The organism is Streptomyces sp. NPDC045701 (assembly GCF_056432045.1).
This window is the reverse complement of the sequence record NZ_JBWKJV010000141.1, coordinates 1-3,639: the sequence shown is the minus strand read 5'-3', so window position 1 is coordinate 3,639 and position 3,639 is coordinate 1. Positions and strand designations below refer to the sequence as shown.

Genomic DNA, 3,639 nt, shown 5'->3' with positions numbered 1-3,639 from the left:
ATCCCCGCACCCAGACCATGCCGGTCCACCCCCGCCGCCGCCAGCTGCTGGTCATACGACAAAGAAACCGACGCATCCAGACCCCCACGCCCCCCCAGCGTCACCAGCGGCAGACTCATCCGCCACAGACCCGTCCGCTCATCCAGCGCACCTGCGGCCGCATCACCCAGCGGCACCGAACCCGACACCGGCGCCGGCACCCCGCCCGGCACATCGGCAGCCACCGCCGACACCACCGGAACCGCCGACACCCCCATCACCACCGCCGTCACCAAAGCCACCCGGCGCAACCCACACCACCGCAAAACCCCACCAACACCCCGCTCCGCGACCAAACCAGCTCCGACAGGCAGAGAGGGCGACATAGAACAACCTCGGTGAGAGACGGCGGAACGGCGGAAGACACAAATGTGGCTCAGCAAGTCAACCCGCCCCTCCGCACGGCAGGCACCCACCAAATGGCCACCACTGAGACTGGGACACTGTAGGGAAAGCAGCCATACGCGCCCGTCGTCGGCGTGTTCCTTGAGCCCTTTTCACGTGTGGATCATGAGGGTGAGGATCGCGGCAGCTGCTGACGTGAGTCTGTTCGGGCTGATCCGGGCATGCCGGAAGATCCGCCAGTGCTTGGTCCGGGAGATGGTCCGCTCAACGGGAGCACGCAGTGCAGCGTGGACCTTGTTCGAGGCCTTGTGCTTGTCACGGAGTTCCGCCTTCGGACGGCGCTTGATCGGGGGGAAGGTGCGGGCTGTGGGCAACGCCGCGGGCACCGCGCTGCCGTCCACCTCCCAACTGTGCGGGCGATGCGGGGACCAGAGGGCCACAGTCCTGCCGACCGGCGATGTGGCGGTATGCGAGATCGGGCGGTTCCTGACCGCCGGCAGCGCCCTGAACGCGGACCTGGAATCGATTCTGTCCAGCGCCCAGTGGGCCCAGGCAAGCGCAAGCGTTCCCCGGAAGACCGACCCGACGGCCTGCAACCCCGACTGCCACCCTCCGACTCCGACTCCTGCGACCCCGGCAAGAACGACCCCTGCAACCCCAAGGGCTACGTACCCGCGGTGACGGCCACGCCCGCAGCCGGCGTGCCCACGCTTCTCTGAAGGGGGTCCTGCTCATGGACCGGACACCAGCAGGCTGGGTCGACCACGCCGCCCAGATGGCAGACAAGACCGTACGACCCGAGTCCCGCTGGCACCGGCCCCTGGCCCTCACGCCCCGGCACCTTTTCCTGCCCCGATGGTGGATGCCGAGCAAGCAGGACGGGACGTGGGCCTACGAGCTGCGCGACGGGGCCAGCGACCCCGACGCATGGATGACCAGTGCCTACGACAACAGCCTCAGCGTGATCACCCGCGTCGGCCCCCACCACGCGGACCACGCCGCTCCCGGCACCGTGGTCCCCGAGACGCGGCCCACCTCGTCGGCCACGCTGCCCTCGCTGGTCGTGAAGATGTACCAGCACGCCTTCATCTCCGACGACTCCAGCATCCTGATGACCTGCGGCAGCGGATACGCGGCCCTCGCATGCCAGCGCCTCGGCGACGAGCTCGTCACGAGCGTGGACGTGGACCCGTATCTGATCCAGGCGGCGCGGGACCGCCTGGACGCGGCGGGCCACCAGCCCCGGCTGGAGGTCTGCGACGTGACCGGCAAGCTACCCGGCACCTACGACCGCATCATCTCCACCGTCTCCGTATCAGCCATCCCCGCCTCCTGGCTCAAGGCGCTCACCCCCGGGCGGCCGAATGGTGACCACCCTGTCGCGGACAGGGCTGATCATCGTTGCGGACAAGACCACTGACGGCGGCGCCACCGGCAAAGTCGCCTCCGAACCCGCCGACTTCATGACCACCCGCCACGGAGACGACTATCCACCCACCCCCGACAACGCCGACCTGTGGGCCACCGCGCAGAAGGCCGACGGCGAGAGCATCACCACTGGCCGCTACCCGGTGATGCGGGTGAGCAGCACTCCTGGCGGACACCTGCGAGATCTGCGGAAGCAAGGGCAACGTGCAAGTACACCACGTCCGGGCTCTCGCCGACCTCACACATGCCCCACCGGTGACGGATCGAGGTCAACGCCCAGCTGGAGTTCCGGCAGCTGGTTCCCGCGCATGTCCACACGAGGGATTCAGCGCAGGGATCAATTCTTATACAGCCAGGAAGTGGCCCAATCGTAACTCCCCGGCCCGTACGCGCCGTCCACAGTCTGGCGGAGATTATCGACATTACGCTTCACCCTGCCGATCACCTTATTGTCATTAGGGTGGTCACAGCGCTTTGGGCGTACAAAATACCTGCGGTTCTCGAAATGATTATACTGGGCCCTTAGGTGATCGCCCCACTGCTCAGCGGTAGAGGAAAGTTCCTGGCGCCCCAGCGTATCGAGCTGTTGCAGCTTAAATTGTTTCAGATCCTCCGCCTGTTTCTTGAGGAGCGATGCTGCGGTTACTCCATCAGCGAAGCCCCAATCGGAATTGGACACCGGCCCTTGTGAGTTTGCAAGGTCTATCATCTTGATTTCATTCTGACGCTCAAGGATCTTTCGGTACACGCGGGGCGCGGTCACCTCCCAATGGTCCGCTAGCGCACCTATCTGCCGGTGACAGCCCCGGAGCTCCTCGCTTGCCGAATGTGTCCACGAACGGCTCGTCGTCCGCGAACACCTCGCCCAACCGCCCCGCATCGCCGTCGTGCCCTTCGGGAACGCGGCCCGGGCCACCGCCGCCGTCTGCGCAGAAATCTCCGGCAACCCTTTGACCTGTAACGACACCACACCACCCCCCTGCAGCCGCACGACAGAAAAGCGACCGCGGGAACGATCATCCCGGAAGCCCCCGGTCCCCGCAGGCCAATAGCGCAGCAGAGTCGATCATGGAGACACCGTGTGGTCAGGATGCGGTGCGTCCTAGGTGGAGGACGATCACGCGGACGGTGTCGTCCTCGATCGTGTAGAGGGCGCGGTAGGGGCCGATGCGTAGGCGGCGGTAGGTGCCAAGGGCCGTACTGTCGGCGGGTCGGGGGTTGTCGGCGAGAGCGTCGGGAGCGTCCAGGACATTCTTCAGGCCTACCGGGTCATCCTTGAGGAAGAGGGCGGCGGCGTTGAGTGCGGCCGGCTCCACCTCGACGCTGTACCTCACGCAGTCCTTCCCTCACCGAACAGCTCGGCGCGCGCCTCATCCAGCGTCCTACGACCGTGCACATCTCCCCGCGCCTGGCGCAGTTCGAACTGGAGGATGGCCAAGGAGTCCTCGTAGTCTTCCAGGACCTGCGGCGAGACCACCACCGCAGCGACGTGCCCGTGATCGGTCAGTGCGATCCTCTCCCGCCCATGGGCAGCACGCCGGACAAGGTCACCAAGCTGAGAACGAGCAGCACTGATCGCAATCTCCGTCATCTAGACAACATACCACTACATGACACAACTGGTCTGTAGTGCCAGGACGGCGGTTGAAGGCACGTCTAGCTAGGGCTAGCTAGTACTGCAATCTCACTTGTTTGTGGTTGAGTTGGGGTATGGCTGAGCTTGGGGGTGGGGCTGGTTGAGGAGTGGGACGGGGTGCTGGCGGGGTTGCATGCCCGGTTCGCGTCGCGTTTCGCCAGGTCGGAGCCGCGGGGGCGGGCGCTTGCGTA

Annotated in this window: 6 protein-coding genes; 1 reads left to right on the top strand and 5 read right to left on the bottom strand. The window is 65.8% G+C overall.

Annotated features, from left to right (window positions below; translation table 11 throughout):
- Positions 1-281, bottom strand: a 281-nt coding sequence (locus tag AC07DW_RS33740) for a hypothetical protein (protein WP_478861425.1), incomplete at its 3' end; no start/stop codon positions are given.
- Positions 282-536: 255 nt separating this feature from the next.
- Positions 537-785 (bottom strand): transposase family protein, encoded by a 249-nt coding sequence (locus AC07DW_RS33735; protein WP_478861424.1) that lies wholly within the window; start codon positions 783-785, stop codon positions 537-539.
- Positions 786-1,159: 374 nt separating this feature from the next.
- Between AC07DW_RS33735 and AC07DW_RS33730 the strand changes: the two genes are divergently transcribed.
- Positions 1,160-1,804, top strand: a complete 645-nt coding sequence (locus AC07DW_RS33730; RefSeq protein ID WP_478861423.1) for a protein-L-isoaspartate O-methyltransferase family protein — start codon at positions 1,160-1,162, stop codon at positions 1,802-1,804.
- 345 nt (positions 1,805-2,149) lie between these two features.
- Here AC07DW_RS33730 and AC07DW_RS33725 read toward each other — a convergent pair whose 3' ends face one another.
- From AC07DW_RS33725 to AC07DW_RS33715, 3 genes are all read right to left on the bottom strand, one after another.
- Positions 2,150-2,575 (bottom strand): hypothetical protein, encoded by a 426-nt coding sequence (locus tag AC07DW_RS33725; RefSeq protein WP_478861422.1) that lies wholly within the window; start codon positions 2,573-2,575, stop codon positions 2,150-2,152.
- A gap of 322 nt (positions 2,576-2,897) precedes the next feature.
- Entirely contained in the window at positions 2,898-3,146 is a 249-nt protein-coding gene (locus tag AC07DW_RS33720; protein WP_478861421.1) for a type II toxin-antitoxin system RelE family toxin, read from the bottom strand.
- Positions 3,143-3,403 carry a type II toxin-antitoxin system Phd/YefM family antitoxin gene (locus AC07DW_RS33715; RefSeq protein WP_478861420.1) on the bottom strand — a complete coding sequence of 87 codons (261 nt, stop codon included), beginning with the start codon at positions 3,401-3,403 and terminating at the stop codon, positions 3,143-3,145. Before AC07DW_RS33715 ends, AC07DW_RS33720 begins: the two co-directional genes overlap by 4 nt.
- Between the last annotated feature and the right edge of the window lie 236 nt (positions 3,404-3,639).

Excerpts from the sequence above, each read along its gene's own strand:
- AC07DW_RS33730 (WP_478861423.1), top strand. The coding sequence starts at position 1,160 with ATGGCAGACAAGACCGTACGACCCGAGTCCCGCTGGCACCGGCCCCTG.
- AC07DW_RS33715 (WP_478861420.1), bottom strand. The coding sequence starts at position 3,403 with ATGACGGAGATTGCGATCAGTGCTGCTCGTTCTCAGCTTGGTGACCTT.